At 45.9% G+C, this 15,487-nt stretch carries 13 protein-coding genes; 9 read left to right on the forward strand and 4 right to left on the reverse strand.

What is annotated here, in order from left to right; genetic code table 11:
• Positions 1-32: 32 nt before the first annotated feature.
• The 6 genes from R7Z41_RS16230 (at position 33) to mgtE (ending at position 4,926) form a co-directional block, all read left to right on the forward strand.
• Entirely contained in the window at positions 33-1,502 is a 1,470-nt protein-coding gene (locus R7Z41_RS16230; RefSeq protein WP_005381112.1) for an RNA polymerase factor sigma-54, read from the forward strand.
• A 24-nt stretch (positions 1,503-1,526) separates the two neighbouring features.
• The gene (gene hpf / locus R7Z41_RS16235; protein ID WP_005381114.1) at positions 1,527-1,814 is read left to right on the forward strand and encodes a ribosome hibernation promoting factor; all 288 of its coding nucleotides are present in this window, start codon (positions 1,527-1,529) and stop codon (positions 1,812-1,814) included.
• Positions 1,815-1,816: 2 nt separating this feature from the next.
• The gene (gene ptsN, locus R7Z41_RS16240; protein WP_005381116.1) at positions 1,817-2,263 is read left to right on the forward strand and encodes a PTS IIA-like nitrogen regulatory protein PtsN; all 447 of its coding nucleotides are present in this window, start codon (positions 1,817-1,819) and stop codon (positions 2,261-2,263) included.
• 14 nt (positions 2,264-2,277) lie between these two features.
• Positions 2,278-3,141, forward strand: a complete 864-nt coding sequence (rapZ, locus tag R7Z41_RS16245) for an RNase adapter RapZ (protein WP_005381118.1) — start codon at positions 2,278-2,280, stop codon at positions 3,139-3,141.
• A 2-nt stretch (positions 3,142-3,143) separates the two neighbouring features.
• A complete protein-coding gene (locus R7Z41_RS16250) occupies positions 3,144-3,419 on the forward strand; it encodes an HPr family phosphocarrier protein (RefSeq protein ID WP_005381120.1) in 276 nt (91 codons plus the stop codon).
• Between the two features lie 148 nt (positions 3,420-3,567).
• Positions 3,568-4,926: a magnesium transporter gene (mgtE, locus tag R7Z41_RS16255; RefSeq protein WP_005381121.1), complete on the forward strand. Its 1,359-nt coding sequence runs from the start codon at positions 3,568-3,570 to the stop codon at positions 4,924-4,926.
• 64 nt (positions 4,927-4,990) lie between these two features.
• Here mgtE and pmbA read toward each other — a convergent pair whose 3' ends face one another.
• On the reverse strand, positions 4,991-6,334 hold the full coding sequence (gene pmbA / locus R7Z41_RS16260; protein ID WP_206970991.1) for a metalloprotease PmbA: 1,344 nt from the start codon (positions 6,332-6,334) through the stop codon (positions 4,991-4,993).
• 110 nt (positions 6,335-6,444) lie between these two features.
• Here pmbA and yjgA point away from each other — a divergent pair, with 110 nt between their 5' ends.
• Positions 6,445-6,972 carry a ribosome biogenesis factor YjgA gene (yjgA, locus tag R7Z41_RS16265; protein WP_005381124.1) on the forward strand — a complete coding sequence of 176 codons (528 nt, stop codon included), beginning with the start codon at positions 6,445-6,447 and terminating at the stop codon, positions 6,970-6,972.
• Positions 6,973-7,060: 88 nt separating this feature from the next.
• Here the strand turns inward: yjgA and R7Z41_RS16270 are convergent, their stop codons facing one another.
• Both R7Z41_RS16270 and rluA read right to left on the reverse strand, forming a co-directional pair.
• The gene (locus tag R7Z41_RS16270) at positions 7,061-8,023 is read right to left on the reverse strand and encodes a D-2-hydroxyacid dehydrogenase (RefSeq protein ID WP_225478038.1); all 963 of its coding nucleotides are present in this window, start codon (positions 8,021-8,023) and stop codon (positions 7,061-7,063) included.
• Between the two features lie 103 nt (positions 8,024-8,126).
• A complete protein-coding gene (gene rluA, locus R7Z41_RS16275) occupies positions 8,127-8,879 on the reverse strand; it encodes a bifunctional tRNA pseudouridine(32) synthase/23S rRNA pseudouridine(746) synthase RluA (RefSeq protein ID WP_042523486.1) in 753 nt (250 codons plus the stop codon).
• Positions 8,880-9,221: 342 nt separating this feature from the next.
• Here rluA and R7Z41_RS16280 point away from each other — a divergent pair, with 342 nt between their 5' ends.
• On the forward strand, positions 9,222-10,487 hold the full coding sequence (locus R7Z41_RS16280; RefSeq protein WP_005381130.1) for an NRAMP family divalent metal transporter: 1,266 nt from the start codon (positions 9,222-9,224) through the stop codon (positions 10,485-10,487).
• A gap of 109 nt (positions 10,488-10,596) precedes the next feature.
• Here R7Z41_RS16280 and rapA read toward each other — a convergent pair whose 3' ends face one another.
• Complete coding sequence (gene rapA, locus R7Z41_RS16285) at positions 10,597-13,506, reverse strand: RNA polymerase-associated protein RapA (RefSeq protein WP_225478039.1); 2,910 nt, start codon at positions 13,504-13,506, stop codon at positions 10,597-10,599.
• Between the two features lie 561 nt (positions 13,507-14,067).
• On the opposite strand from rapA, the gene R7Z41_RS16290 reads away from it, so the two are divergent.
• Entirely contained in the window at positions 14,068-15,444 is a 1,377-nt protein-coding gene (locus tag R7Z41_RS16290; protein ID WP_005381133.1) for a PhoH family protein, read from the forward strand.
• Positions 15,445-15,487: the final 43 nt, after the last annotated feature.

The following is a 15,487-nucleotide window of genomic DNA, read 5'->3' on the forward strand; positions in this document are numbered from 1 at the left end:
GATTCTGAGCATTACAAGGTAAGTAACACTGAATGAAACCTTCATTACAACTCAAGCTAGGTCAGCAGTTAGCCATGACGCCACAGTTGCAGCAAGCGATTCGCTTATTGCAATTGTCGACACTCGATCTTCAACAAGAAATCCAAGAAGCGTTGGACTCAAACCCATTATTGGAAGTTGAAGAAGGCCAAGACGAGCCTCTAGCAAACGGTGAAGATAAGTCAGCGGTCGAGGCTGCTGATAGCAACAGTGCTAGCGAACCAACAGAAATTGACGTTCCAGATAGCTCCGATGTGATAGAGAAATCAGAAATTAGCTCTGAACTTGAAATCGACACGACTTGGGATGACGTCTACAGCGCGAATACTGGTAGCACTGGCTTAGCTCTTGATGATGATATGCCCGTCTACCAAGGCGAAACCACTGAATCATTACATGATTACCTCATGTGGCAGCTTGACCTAACACCATTCAGTGAAACCGACCGCACGATTGCATTAGCGATTATTGACGCTGTTGACGACTACGGCTATTTAACTTTGTCGCCTGAAGAGATTCATGAGAGCTTCGATAATGAAGAGATAGAGTTAGACGAAGTAGAAGCCGTTCGTAAACGCATTCAACAATTCGATCCTCTTGGCGTTGCATCGCGTAACTTACAAGAATGTTTGTTACTGCAACTGACGACCTTCCCAGAAGACACGCCATGGCTTGCTGAAGCCAAAATGATACTTGCGGATCATATTGATCACCTAGGCAACCGTGACTACAAGCTCGTCATCAAAGAGACTAAGCTGAAAGAAGCCGATCTGCGTGAAGTCTTAAAGCTTATCCAACAGTTAGATCCTCGTCCAGGTAGTCGCATCACTCCTGATGATACCGAGTACGTAATTCCAGACGTATCCGTTTTTAAAGACAATGGCAAATGGACCGTTTCTATAAACCCGGATAGCGTGCCAAAATTAAAAGTAAATCAACAATATGCTCAGTTAGGCAAAGGTAATAGCGCGGATAGCCAGTACATCCGCAGCAATTTGCAAGAGGCAAAATGGTTAATTAAGAGCTTAGAGAGTAGAAACGAGACGCTACTCAAAGTTGCAAGATGTATTGTTGAACATCAACAAGATTTCTTCGAGTATGGTGAGGAAGCCATGAAGCCAATGGTACTCAATGATGTCGCTTTGGCTGTGGACATGCATGAATCCACGATTTCTCGTGTAACAACGCAAAAATTTATGCATACACCACGTGGTATTTTTGAATTGAAGTACTTCTTCTCTAGCCATGTTAGTACTGACAACGGCGGAGAATGTTCGTCAACAGCAATTCGTGCACTCATTAAAAAACTGGTCGCAGCAGAGAATACTGCCAAACCACTGAGTGATAGCAAGATTGCTGCTCTTCTGGCTGACCAAGGGATTCAGGTCGCAAGACGTACGATAGCCAAATATCGCGAATCCTTGGGAATTGCCCCTTCAAGTCAGCGTAAACGCCTATTATAAGGCACTAACTGAAAAGGAAAGTCTATGCAAATCAATATTCAAGGCCATCACGTTGATCTTACCGATTCAATGCAAGACTATGTAAATTCTAAGTTTCAGAAGCTCGAAAGGTTCTTCGACCATATCAATCAAGTGCATGTTGTACTAAAAGTTGAAAAAATTACTCAAATCGCGGAAGCTACGCTTCACATAAATCAAGGCGAAATCCACGCATCAGCCGATGACGAAAATATGTATGCCGCGATCGATTCGCTGGTAGATAAATTGGTTCGCCAACTTAATAAGCACAAAGAAAAACTAAACAGTCATTAATCATGCAACTGAGCGAAATACTGTCATTGGACTGCACCAAAAGTGCGGTCCACTGCACGAGTAAAAAACGCGCCCTTGAAATGATCAGCCGTATCGTGGCTGATCAAACGGGCCAAGATTCTACCGAGCTGTTCGAATGCATGCTCAATAGAGAAAAAATGGGCAGTACCGGTATCGGAAACGGTATTGCGATCCCTCACGCGAGAATGCAATCAAGCGACAAGGCCATTGCTGTCTTACTGCAATGTGATGAAGCAATCGAATTTGATGCGATTGACAATCGACCTGTCGATCTTCTTTTTGCGCTCCTTGTACCAGAAGAACAGTGCAAAGAGCACCTCAAGACTCTATCCTCTATGGCAGAACGTCTGAGCGATAAGCAAGTATTAAAACTACTGCGTAATGCTCAGAGTGATGAAGAACTTTACGACATCATGATTCACCAATAAGCAGGACTAACTCCATGCGACTAATCGTTGTTAGCGGGCACTCAGGTGCCGGTAAAAGTATTGCGCTTCGTGTACTGGAAGACTTAGGTTACTACTGTGTTGATAACCTGCCAGTTAACTTGCTGGACGCATTTGTTCATTCTGTTGCTGACAGCAAACAGAATGTTGCAGTCAGCATTGATATTCGTAATATTCCTAAAAAGCTAAAAGAACTGACGAGTACACTAGAACAGTTAAAAACTGAGCTTGATGTGACCGTGCTTTTCTTGGACGCTAATAAAGAAACGCTACTCAAACGCTACAGCGAAACACGCCGAATTCACCCGTTATCTTTAGGTGGCACCTCCCTCTCGCTCGATCAAGCCATCGAGCGTGAGAAGCAAATTTTGACGCCACTCAAAGCGCATGCAGATCTGGTCCTAAATAGTAGTGGGCAGTCTTTGCATGAATTGAGTGAAACCGTGCGTATGCGCGTTGAAGGCAGAGATCGCAAAGGGCTCGTTATGGTATTTGAGTCTTTTGGTTTTAAATACGGCCTGCCTTCCGATGCCGATTACGTATTCGACGTTCGCTTCTTACCTAACCCACATTGGGAACCAGCACTACGCCCGCTTACAGGTCTGGATGCTCCTATCGCCGCATTTTTAGAGCAACACCAATCGGTGTTAAGTTTGAAATATCAAATTGAAAGCTTTATAGAGAATTGGTTACCTCTGCTTGAGAAAAACAACCGCAGCTACCTGACCGTTGCAATAGGTTGTACTGGTGGTAAGCACCGCTCGGTGTACTTAACTCAGCAAATCGGTGAATACTTCGCCAACAAAGGACACCAAGTACAAATTCGCCATACCTCACTAGAGAAAAACGCTAAGGAGTAGCCGTGGAGTTAAGTCGTAAAGTATTGATTCAAAACCGCCTTGGCTTACATGCTCGTGCAGCAGTCAAACTGGTCGAACTGGCACAGAGCTTTGAAGCGGTCATCACCATCGACAATGAAGAAGACAAAACCGCCACAGCAGACAGCGTAATGGGCCTGTTAATGCTAGAGTCCGCTCAAGGACAATACGTCACGATCCACGCAACGGGTGGGCAAGCGGAAGAAGCACTGGATGCCGTTTGCCACTTGATCGAAGATAAATTTGATGAAGGCGAGTAGTTTACTCGCTTTTTTCTTACCTCCCATTATCTTTCTCTTCCCTGACCTAATAAATAAATTTGCTTAGTATCATAAGTTGTTATTAAAAGGCGCCTAGAATTAAGTTATTATTCAACGCATTGTAAATATCAGGAATTGGGAGGAATGAATGGCAGAGCAAATTGAATTCGACCAAGCTCACCAAGCCCTCCAAGAAGTCACAGAAGCGCTAGAAAATGGTCGCTTCGTCCATGTTCGTCGTCAATTACAGGACATGGAACCTGAGGATATCGCTCACCTTTTAGAAGCCTCCCCACGGAAGAGCCGTGAAGTTCTTTGGCAACTCACCGACCCTGAAGATTATGGTGAAATCCTTGACGAGCTGAACGAAGACGTCAAAGACAGCCTCGTATCCAAAATGGCACCAGAAGCGCTTGCAGAAGCGACAGAAGGCATGGATACCGATGACGTGGCTTACGTACTGCGTAGCTTGCCTGACAACCTGTCACGCGAAGTCCTGTCGCAAATGGACTCATCTGACCGCCTACGGGTCGAAACCGCCCTATCCTACCCAGAAGACACCGCGGGTGGACTGATGAACACCGACGTCATCACAATTCGTGGTGACGTAGATGTGGACGTAGTTTTGCGTTATCTACGTATGAAAGGCGAGCTTCCAGAAGCTACGGATGCCCTGTATGTGATCGATGAAGAGAGTAAGCTCATCGGTGAACTGCCGATCACGACGCTTATTACCACTCAGCCAGACGTAAAAATCATTGATGTAATGGAAGACGCGGACGAGGCCATCACCGTCGATACTAGCGACTCAGATGTTGCGAGTCTGTTCGAACGCCGTAATTGGGTATCTGCACCTGTTGTTGATGAAAACTTGCATTTGGTCGGTCGTATCACCATCGATGACGTGGTTGACGTTATTCGTGAAGACGCGGAACACTCGATGATGAGTATGGCGGGTATGGACGATGACGAAGATACTTTCGCGCCTGTTGTAAAATCAGCTCGCAAACGCAGTATCTGGCTTGGTGCTAATGTATTAGCCGCTCTTGCTGCTGCTTCCGTTTCTAATATGTTTGAGGCCACATTAGACCAAATGGCCGCCATTGCGGTATTGATGACGATTGTTCCGTCCATGGGTGGTGTCGCTGGTAACCAAACTGTCGCACTAGTGATTCGTGGTCTTGCTCTTGGTCATATCGGTGACTCAAACAAACGTGAACTGTTAATGAAAGAAGCCTCGATCGGCTTACTCAACGGTATCATGTGGGCGCTGATTATTGGTGGTATTGTTGTTGCTTGGAAAGGTAACTGGATGCTCGGAGGAATCATTTCCGCCGCCATGCTGACCAACTTATTGGTCGCAGGTATTGCCGGAGTAACGATTCCAATCCTATTGAAAAAAATGAACATCGATCCTGCTTTAGCTGGTGGTATGGCATTAACAACGGTGACGGATGTGATTGGTTTATCTGTCTTCTTAGGGCTTGCCACAATACTGATTACCTAACAGAAAAAACGAAAAAGCCTGATGAACACATCAGGCTTTTTTGATTCTGAATTGCTAGAAAAGCTTATTCACCCGCCACTTTCATGCTATCCAGTAGGATAGAGCCCGTTTGGATTTGTGAGCGCGTTTCAATATCACTACCAACCGCCACAATCTTGGTGAACATGTCTTTTAGATTACCTGCGATGGTAATTTCTGATACTGGGTATTGGATTTCGCCATTCTCAACCCAGAAGCCTGCGGCACCGCGAGAGTAATCACCCGTTACCACGTTCACACCTTGTCCCATGACTTCTGTCACTAGAAGACCAGTACCGAGCTCTTTAAGCATTTGCTCGAAGTTTTGGCCTGTCGACTTCACGTACCAGTTATGAATCCCACCAGCGTGACCTGTCGGCGTCATCTTCATTTTACGTGCGGCATAACTGGTTAACAGATAAGTTGCTAGCACACCGTCGGTAATGATCTCACGGTCTTGAGTGTACACACCTTCACTATCGAATGGACTTGATGCCAAACCACGCAATACATGCGGACGTTCTGAGATATTGAACCATTCAGGAAGCACTTGTTTGCCTAGATGGTCAAGTAAGAAAGAAGATTTTCGGTACAGGTTACCACCGCTGATCGCCATAACGAGATGGCCAATCAAGCCTGTCGCAACATCAGCCGCAAACATGATTGGGTATTGACCTGTTTTTAGACGCTGCGCATCTAGGCGGTTAACCGTATTCTCTGCCGCCTTACGACCCACCGTTTCTGGGGTCCATAAGTCATCACGATGACGTGCCACGGTGTAGCTGTAATCACGTTCCATCTCGCCGTTTTGACCAACGCCAATTACACAACAGCTAGTACTATGTCGGCTAGACGCATAACTAGCTAATAAGCCATGGCTATTGCCATACACTTTCACGCCGTAATGACTATCATAACTCGCGCCATCACTTTGTTTGATTGCACTATTATAATTTAGCGCCTCTTTTTCTGCTGCAATCGCCACATTGGCAGCATAGTCTGGATCGGGTGCGTCAGGGTGGAAAAGATCAAGCTCAGGGATATCTTGCACCATGTATTCTTTTGCTGCAGGGCCTGCAAATGGGTCTTCAGATGTGTAATGTGCAATATCTAGCGCCGCTATAACGGTTTGCTCGATTGCCGCTTCACTTAAATCAGACGTGGAAGCACTGCCTTTGCGTTGACCTCGGTAAACGGTAATGCCCAGCGCACCATCGCTGTTGAACTCGACATTCTCTACTTCACCCATACGAGTTGAAACACTTAAACCAGTGCTTTTAGTAATTGCGACTTCGGCGGCGTCAGATTTTGCCGATGCAAGCTTTAAGGCTCTTGCGACGGCTTGCTCTAGCTCGGTACGTTGCTCAGCAACCTGCTGTTTAATATCCATTGTCTTTCACATCTTGTCTTTGATGAACAATAGGATAACAAGAATTTCGCTTTCTCCCCATGATTCTTGTTAAAATAGTCATAATATTAATCAAAACACAGGCAACTGAAATGGCACGTAAGAATCAAAAAGCGCCATGGGAACCAGAAGAAGAGATCATCTGGGTAAGTAAATCCGAGATGAAGCGAGACATGGAAGAACTGCAAAAGCTAGGTGAGGAGCTTGTCGGCCTCAAACCTTCAGTTCTAGAAAAGTTTCCATTGAGCGAAGATTTGCGAGAAGCAATTGCTGACGCGCAACGCTTTAAAAATGAAGCGCGTCGTCGCCAATTACAACGTATTGGTAAATTGATGCGTTACGAAGATCCAGAGCCAATCCAAGCCGCACTGGATAAAATTCGTAATAAGCACTCTCAATTAACGGCTGTATTCCACAAACTTGAAGCGTTGCGTGATCGCGTAGTGGAAGAAGGTGACAAAGCCATTGATGACGTAATGGAAATGTACCCAGAAGCGGATCGTCAGCGTCTACGCCAACTTGCTCGCCAAGCAGCGAAAGAGAAAAAAGCTGGGAAACCAGCAAAAGCGTACCGCGAAATCTTTCAGATCCTTAAAGGTCTAAACGAAGAAGAGTTTTAATTCGAGGGCTCACGCAATGAGCATTCGATTTAAACGCAAAAAGCAGACGTCAATGTCTGCTTTTTTATCTTTGGTTTTACAGTCAGCGTTACACTAAGCGATTCACGCGGTCTCCGCGCTCGAAAGCGTTAATGTTCTCAATCAAGATTTCCGCTAAACGTTGAATAGATGAGTCGCTGCCCCATGCAACATGCGGTGTCAGTAACAAATTAGGTAAACTCATATTGGCAATCAGCGGATTGCTCTCATCAGCCGGTTCTTGTGTAAAAACATCAAAACCAGCCGCTGCAATTTCTTGCTGTTTTAAGGCATCCACCAGTGCGCTCTCATCCACCAAACCTCCACGCCCTGTATTAATCAAAATGGAGTTGGACTTCATTTGTTGCAACTCTGCTTGACCAATTAAATTCTGAGTATGATCGTTGAGCGGGCAATGCAAGGTCAGCGCATCGGAGCGTTTTAATACTTCCTCAAACGACACATAACCTGGTCTACATTCTGCCGCCCCTTTACGCTCAGAAAACAAGACGGTCATTCCTAACGCTTGAGCCAGATTCGCCGTCGCTTGCCCTAGTGCCCCACTACCAACAACACCTAACGTGCTACCACCAATATCCCCGATTGGGTGAGTAAAAAAACAAAACTGCTGGTTACGCTGCCACTCACCTGCGGCAATATCTTGGTGGTACCCAAATAAATTCCGTCTTAAAGCGAATAACATTGCCATCACGTGCTCGGGCACCGAACGCGTCGCGTAACCACGTACATTAGCAACCGCAATATCATGATTAGCACAGTAGTTCACATCGACGTTGTTAAAACCAGTTGCGGCAACCGCGATCATCCGTAATTTTGGTAGTTGCTCTAATACATGTTGGTCAAGCAGGACTTTATTGCTAATCACGATATCGGCATCTGCTAACCTTTCTATTACCTGCTCAGGCGCAGTTAGGTCGTACTCACGCCAGTGGTGCGGAAAGCCAGGTCGTGGGACCTCAATATGTTCTGGGATGGTCGCTCGGTCTAAAAATACGATGCTTGGCAAAGACATAACAACTCCTTGTTCACGGCTGAAAGACAGGATACATCAACCACAGTAACGAAATAGCCAAAAATAGCGAACTAGAAAGAACCGCTGTTGAGTGCAATTGGCATTAAGGGTGTGGCAACGTTTTATAATCAGGCAATGTACGCTCTGGCGAAAAATAGTTAAAGATCATCGCCTCGGCTTCAGAATAAAAGTCACAGGGTACAAAAATACTGCTCAGCTGATCCGTAGCTGGATGATAAAAACTTAGCTCCGCAGCGTGCAACTCTAAACGTTCTGAAAACTGATACGCCTCTTCGCTTGCATAAAACTCATCACCCACAATCGCATGACCAATCGCCATCAAATGCACGCGTAACTGATGCGATCGACCAGTAATGGGGAGTAACCGCACAACGGTTGTATGGGTGCCATCAGGGTGCACTTCACGCTTCACTACTTGGAATAAAGTTTGAGATGGTTTGCCGTCGTCAAAACATACTTTTTGTCGTGGACGATTTGGCCAATCACAAATTAATGGAAGATCAATATTCCCTTCTTGCGGCTCAACATGCCCCCAAACACGTGCGTAATACACCTTGTGAGTGAGGCGATATTGGAACTGCTTTTTTAATGCTCGCTCCGCGGGTTTGTTTTTCGCCAGCAACATCAACCCTGATGTCGACATATCCAAGCGATGCACAACTTGAATTTCTGGATGCAACTCTTTGAGGCGGCTCCACATGCTGTCGTAATGCTCTGCAAGGCGACCAGGGACAGACAGCAGCCCTGATGGCTTATTCACTGCCAGAATGTCGTCATCCTCAAAAACGATATCAACCCAAGGGTCGGTGGGAGGGGTATATTCAAGCATTGCCATGGGAGATCTCTACAAAATAAAAACGCCACGATTATATACCCAAATAGCACCCAGATGCAGGATTCTGAAGAAAAGTTCAACCCAATAAAACAAAGTCAATCCTTTAGCATAAAAACTAAAAATAGCACGTTGTAAATTTAGTTTGACAACAAGACGCATAACTGAATAGAGTGCTAGATGCACACAGCATGATATTCGCAAAGAATACTTAAAATAAATACACCAAAACACAGCATTTAAAAGACATTACCGTTGCGCAGTATAGGGCGTTCGCTCAGCTTGTCATGTACTGCGGTATGTATCTCTTTAGAAAGATACATAAGATAAAAAGGACAATAAGCAATGGACTCCGCCGTTATAGATAAACCCCAATCCAAACTTTCCTTATTTTTTCGTTCGCTAGGCCCCGGCATATTAATGGCATCTGCTGCGGTCGGTGGCTCTCACCTCGTGGCATCAACCAAGGCTGGTGCGATTTATGGTTGGCAATTGGCTGCACTGATTCTGCTCGTAAACCTGTTTAAATACCCTTTTTTCCGAGCGGGCGTACAGTACACCATGGGGACAGGGCTGACCTTGGTTGAGGGCTACGCGAAATTAGGTCGGCCTTATCTATGGCTATTTCTATTTCTGAGCGTGGTATCGGCCGTCATCAATACCGCCGCTTTGTTGATGTTTAGCGCTAGCTTGCTGGGCTACTTCATTCCGTTTTCACTATCAATGGCATCACTCAGCATCATTGTGATTGTCACCTGCCTGATCATATTATTTGCTGGCCATTACAAAGCGCTCGATACGCTATCTAAGGTGATCATGTCGGTGTTAACCATCGCGACTTTACTCGCTGTTTCTATCGCCTTTGGTAACCCTGTTGAGCAAGTAGCCAACTTCGAGCCGCCGTCACCTTGGTCTATTGCGGCTATTGGTTTTATCGTCGTGACAATGGGGTGGATGCCTGCACCGATAGAGATCTCCTGTTTAACCTCAGCGTGGCTAAAACGCCAATCAAGCCAGCAAGAAGTAACATACCGCTCTGCTCTATTTGACTTTAATGTCGGTTATATTGGCACGGCGTTTCTTGCCATTATCTTTGTATCGCTAGGCTCTTTGATGCTTTATGGTTCTGGCGTTGCGCTTGAAAGCTCTGGCGTTGGCTTCTCCCACCAATTGGTTGGCTTATATGCGGCAACGATTGGCGAATGGTCTCGTTACTTGATCGCGGTAATTGCGTTTTTCTGTATCTTTGGCAGCACGATTACCGTTATTGATGGCTATTCGCGCGTTATTTCGGATTCTCAACGCTTACTGCGCTCGCAACCAGACACTAACCCTAAAACCACTTCAGCGATCATGCTGGTAGTCTCCTTACTTGCATTGGGTATTGTGGTTTTCTGGGCTTCTGCGTTATTGCCTATGCTGAACTTTGCGATGATCCTCGCCTTTATGACCACGCCATTCTTTGCTCTGCTAAATTACACCTTAGTGAGCAAAACTGAGTTACCTGAGCCTTTGGCTGTTGGACCTAAACTAAAGTGGTTGTCGATTGCAGGCCTGATTTACTTGTTTGGCTTCTTGGCTGTATTTATCTGGTGGAAGTGGTTGATGTAAATGAGATAGCTATCAGTGATTAATGCATTCCGCATAAAGAAACTAAACCGTAAATAAAGAAAAAGGTCTTCAACTGAAGACCTTTTTTTAATGAGCAATAAATACTTACTTAGTTGTGGCTCACCACAATCAAACGCAGCGAGTCGAGCTGAACCTGAGCTTGGTTGATATAACCAGTAAGCTCTTTAATTTGTACGTCGATAGCTTCAATTTCTTCGTCACGAATATTTGGGTTCACCGCTTTCAGTGCTTGCAAACGCTCAAGCTCTGCATTCAAACTGTGCTGCATATCTTGATGAGCTTGCTTGCGTACTTCTTCGACCTTCTCTTCAATAAGAACATCACCGGCTTCAATTAAGCGGTGTACGTCTTTCTGTACCGACGTAACCAACTTGCTACCTAAGTGACGGTTTACAGGGCTGAGCTGGCGGTTAAAGCTTTCAAACTCCACTTGAGCAGACAAATCATTACCACGCGAGTCCATCATCAAACGGATTGGCGTTTTCGGTAAGAAGCGCGCGATACCACTGCGTTTTGGCGCTTGCGCATCTACCGCGTAAATCAACTCAAGAAGAATAGTCCCGACTGGTAACGCTTTGTTTTTCAATAGAGATACCGCAGACGTCCCCACCCCTTCACTCATAAGAAGATCGATACCACCCTGGATCATTGGGTGTTCCCAACTGATAAAGTGCATATCTTCACGAGATAACGCTGTATCACGATCAAACGTGATCGTCGCTCCTTCGTATGGCAGACCTGGGTAGCTTGGCACCATCATGTGCTCAGATGGGGTCACAATCAGGGCGTTTTCACCTTTATCGTCTTGATTCAAGCCAATCGTGTCAAATAGAGAAAGTGCAAAGGTGACCAGATTGGTATCGCCGTCGGTTGATTCAATTTTCTCAACGATTTGTTGTGCTTTTTCCCCGCCATTTGAATGCATTTCTAATAGGCGATCACGGCCTTGCTCCAATTGGGATTTCAGCTCTTTATTCATTTTTGCTGACGCTTCAATGATCTCATCTAGCGTGCTGGTATCACCAGAGGCAAGAATTTCAATCAGATCATCGGAGTACTTATCGTAAACAGCACGGCCTGTTGGGCAGGTTTCCGCAAAAGCGTTCAGGCCTTCATCGAACCAACGTGCTAAGATCGCTTGCGATGTGCCTTTCAGGTAAGGAACATGAATGTCGATATCGCGATTTTGACCGATACGGTCCAAACGACCAATACGTTGCTCAAGCAAGTCTGGGTTGAATGGCAAGTCGAACATGACAAGTTGGTTGGCAAACTGGAAGTTACGACCTTCAGAGCCGATTTCGCTACAGATAAGAACTTGTGCTCCACCTTCTTCTTGCGCAAAGTAAGCCGCCGCTTTGTCACGTTCAAGAATCGACATACCTTCGTGGAAAACGGTGGCGCGGATACCTTCACGCTCACGCAGTGCTTGCTCCAATTGCAGTGCGGTACTCGCACGAGAAGCAATCACGAGGATTTTCTCGCTGCGCTTCTCTTTTACTTTTTCAAGCAACCAATTCACACGCGAGTCAAACTGCCACCAGCTCGCGTCATCGCCTTCAAATTCTTGGAAAATTTCTTCCGGGTAAAGGTTCTTCATCGCACGTGCTTCAGAACTCATCTTACCGCCAATCATCCCTGCAACACGCATTGATGTAGTGTATTGCGGTGGAATATCCATTGGCATCAGATGCACGTTACGCGTAGGGAAGCCTTTGATGGCCGCGCGCGTGTTACGGAACAGAACACGCCCTGTACCATGACGATCCATCAAGTTATCGATCAGCTCTTGGCGTGCCGACGCTTTAGCTTCTTCGTCCGCTTCACTTTCGATAATGCGGAAAAGTGGTTCTACGTCTTGTTCAGACAACAACTCAGTGATCTGGTTTTTTGCTTCATTAGGTAGCTTTTCACCGGAAAAGAGTGAAGTAATCGCATCTGCTACGGGCGCGTATTGCTCTTCTTCCTCAACGAATGCTTCGTAATCATAGAAGCGGTCTGGATCCAACAAACGCAGACGAGCAAAGTGACTCTCACGACCAAGCTGCTCTGGCGTTGCAGTCAGTAGCAACACACCAGGAGTACGTTCAGCCAAGCCTTCTACCACTTGGTATTCGCGACTTGGTTTGTCTTGGCTCCACTCTAGGTGGTGCGCTTCATCGACAACCAGTAGGTCCCATTCACCTTCCAGTGCTTGTTCAAAACGCTTGCGGCTCTTGCGTAGGAAATCCAAAGAACACAGCACATATTGCTGAGTATCAAATGGGTTTTCTGCATCCGCAAACGCTTCGATACAGCGCTCTTCGTCAAAGATAGAGAAATGCAGATTGAAACGACGCATCATCTCAACCAGCCATTGATGCTGCAGTGTTTCAGGCACCACAATCAAAATGCGTTCGGCACGACCAGACAGAACTTGTTGGTGGATGATCATGCCCGCTTCGATGGTTTTACCCAAACCTACCTCATCCGCCAACAAGACGCGTGGCGCGTGACGACGGCCAACTTCGTGCGCGATGTAAAGCTGATGAGGGATCAAACCTGCACGCATACCACATAGGCCACGCATTGGGCTCTTATGCTGCTCAAACTGGTTGGTTAGCGCACGATAACGCAGAACAAAGTTGTCCATACGGTCGATTTGACCGGCGTACAACTTATCTTGAGGTTTGTTAAAACGAATTTGGTTGCTAAGAAAAATCTCACGCAGAACAACAGCGGTTTCTTGCGTGTCTTCACGAGTACCGAAATAGGTGTAAAGACCTTCATCTTCCAGTACTTCTTCTACTTTTAGAGACCAACCTTCTTGGCAATCGATGACATCCCCAACATTAAAGGTGACTCGGGTAACAGGTGCATCGTTACGTGCGTAAACTCGGTTTTCCTCTGACGCTGCAAACATCAATGTCACAGTACGAGCATCCATTGCTACAACGGTACCTAAACCTAAATCGCTTTCCGTATCGCTAATCCAGCGCTGCCCCAAAGCAAATGTCATGAATTGACTACCTCGTTATTAGTTCTTGATTCGTATTTCTTGTTGGTCTACTCATGCCCGTGGGCATGGATAATAGTTTAGATCTGATTCTGGCTTCTGCTATGCCGATAGCATTCGTCATTTCAGTATGAACTGAGTATTTTTTAAGCCAGCTCAACATGATAAATCGGACGTAGCCTATACGCAGAAAAAGGTCGCTAATCTTACTTGAAGCTGTGATTTAGGTCACGCCGAAACCGCACCAAGCAGAAACTTTTTTTCCCAAACTCTAAATGCAATCAAATTGTAAAATACTCATGCCAATTATTAAGTTGTAGAACGTAAATATTACGTATACTTCTAATGAGGGGCGTTTAAAACCATTGCATATGATTTAAGCGCGTTAGTACACGATTAGGATCAACACGGGTTTGCAGTAAGTTGTCTTGCTACTCGGTTGCACACTAGCCGACATCAGCCCGACAACCTCTATTGCAAGCAATCAGAGTTAGGTCACTTCACACCTATTTGGAAACGACCTAACAACTCGCATGCAGAGCCGTACTACGGCAAGGAGACGCTATGGGCGATACCGATCGGAAACTGTTTGTACTCGATACCAACATTCTTCTTCATGAACCCTTTGCCATCTTCTCTTTCCAAGAACACGATGTCGTTATCCCCATGACCGTGTTGGAAGAACTCGACCGAATCAAAGACAGTAAGCGCGACGTTGCAAGAGATGCGCGCGTGGCTATTCGCACCTTGGAAGATTTGTTTAAAGAAGCAACGCCAGATGAAATCTCTGAAGGCATTCCTGTTTCTAAAGACAACCCCGACCAAGGTACCATTTCCATTTTGGCGGATTTTGAACTGCAGGAAACCGTCAAAGCCTTCGCCGACAAAGCCGGTGACAACCGTATTCTCAACGCGGTGCTTTATCTGCAAAATAAACGTGCACCACGTGAAGTGGTACTGATCACGAAAGACATCAACATGCGTCTGCGAGCCAAAGGGGCTGGTGTACGCTTTGTTGAGGACTATAGAACCGACCAACTGATTGACGACATTCAATACCTAACCAAAGGCTTTCAATTGCGTGAAGGTGATTTCTGGAGCGGTATTGAGGAAGTAGAAAGCTATGCACTGGGCGGAAAAACTTACCACAAACTCAGTCGCGAACCCTTCGACCCAACCTTTATCAACCAATACGTTATTGATGAAGACAGTGACTTTGCTGGTCGCGTAGAAACCATCAATGAAGACAAGCTAACGCTTCTCGACCTGAGCCGCGAACGTCTAATGCATCGTAAGGCTTGGGACATCACACCTAAAAATATCTACCAGGGAATGGCGTTAGATGCCTTACTCGATCCAGAAATTGACTTGGTGATTCTAACGGGTGCGGCGGGTAGTGGTAAGACATTACTGGCAATGGCAGCAGCATTGGAGCAAACCATTGAAAAAAGCATGTTCGATAAAATTATCGTAACACGTAACACGCCAGATATCGGTGAATCCATCGGCTTCTTACCCGGCTCCGAAGAGGAGAAAATGATGCCGTGGTTAGCGGCGGTGACCGATACCTTGGAAGCGCTACATAAACACGATCACTGCACTGAAGGCTCATTGAAGTACATCTGCGATAAAGCCAACATTCAATTTAAATCGATCAACTTTATGCGTGGCCGTTCGATTCAAAATGCGTTTGTACTGCTTGATGAGTGTCAAAACCTCACTGCATCACAAATCAAAACCATCATCACCCGCTGTGGTGAAGGAACCAAAATCGTCTGCTCCGGTAACTTGGCGCAGATTGACTCCCATTACCTCACCCCAGTGACCTCTGGTTTGACCTACATGGTTGAACGCTTCAAGAACTTTGAAGGCAGCGCGAATATTCACCTTAACGGCGTGGTTCGTAGCCGCTTGGCGGAATTTGCTGAAGAAAACCTGTAATTGACACCGACTCACAAAGCAAAAGAGCGCTCTAATGAGCGCT

Source organism: Vibrio sp. 1457, from assembly GCF_033340195.1.
Lineage (GTDB): Bacteria > Pseudomonadota > Gammaproteobacteria > Enterobacterales > Vibrionaceae > Vibrio > Vibrio alginolyticus.

Coding starts and splice junctions, on each gene's coding strand:
- R7Z41_RS16230 (WP_005381112.1), top strand. CDS start 33: ATGAAACCTTCATTACAACTCAAGCTAGGTCAGCAGTTAGCCATGACG.
- hpf (WP_005381114.1), top strand. CDS start 1,527: ATGCAAATCAATATTCAAGGCCATCACGTTGATCTTACCGATTCAATG.
- ptsN (WP_005381116.1), top strand. CDS start 1,817: ATGCAACTGAGCGAAATACTGTCATTGGACTGCACCAAAAGTGCGGTC.
- rapZ (WP_005381118.1), top strand. CDS start 2,278: ATGCGACTAATCGTTGTTAGCGGGCACTCAGGTGCCGGTAAAAGTATT.
- mgtE (WP_005381121.1), top strand. CDS start 3,568: ATGGCAGAGCAAATTGAATTCGACCAAGCTCACCAAGCCCTCCAAGAA.
- pmbA (WP_206970991.1), bottom strand. CDS start 6,334: ATGGATATTAAACAGCAGGTTGCTGAGCAACGTACCGAGCTAGAGCAA.
- yjgA (WP_005381124.1), top strand. CDS start 6,445: ATGGCACGTAAGAATCAAAAAGCGCCATGGGAACCAGAAGAAGAGATC.
- R7Z41_RS16270 (WP_225478038.1), bottom strand. CDS start 8,023: ATGTCTTTGCCAAGCATCGTATTTTTAGACCGAGCGACCATCCCAGAA.
- rluA (WP_042523486.1), bottom strand. CDS start 8,879: ATGGCAATGCTTGAATATACCCCTCCCACCGACCCTTGGGTTGATATC.
- R7Z41_RS16280 (WP_005381130.1), top strand. CDS start 9,222: ATGGACTCCGCCGTTATAGATAAACCCCAATCCAAACTTTCCTTATTT.
- rapA (WP_225478039.1), bottom strand. CDS start 13,506: ATGACATTTGCTTTGGGGCAGCGCTGGATTAGCGATACGGAAAGCGAT.
- R7Z41_RS16290 (WP_005381133.1), top strand. CDS start 14,068: ATGGGCGATACCGATCGGAAACTGTTTGTACTCGATACCAACATTCTT.